Here is a 276-nt window from a genome sequence, read left to right on the forward strand (position 1 = left end):
GCGATTGACGGAGAGCACCACCAGAACCACGGCGATGCCAGGGGCAGCCGTCAGCCACCAGGCGGTTGCGATATAATTGCGGCCCTCGGCGATCAGCAGCCCCCATTCCGGCGTCGGCGGCGGTGCGCCGTAACCGAGGAAGCCAAGGGTCGAGAGCTGCAGGATTGCCCAGCCGACCTGCAGTGCCGCGAAGGCGATGACCGAGGTCAGGGAGTTGGGAAGCACGTGGCGGATCAGCACGCTGAGGAAGGTACCGCCGCTGCCGAAGGCCGCTTC

At 67.0% G+C, this 276-nt stretch carries 1 protein-coding gene; it reads right to left on the reverse strand.

Features of this window, described 5'->3' with window-relative positions:
• Positions 1–276: ABC transporter permease subunit (locus SB772_RS40500; RefSeq protein ID WP_410838584.1), on the reverse strand; the 276-nt coding region annotated here is incomplete at both ends.

The organism is Paraburkholderia sp. SIMBA_030 (assembly GCF_046535245.1).
Lineage (GTDB): Bacteria > Pseudomonadota > Gammaproteobacteria > Burkholderiales > Burkholderiaceae > Paraburkholderia.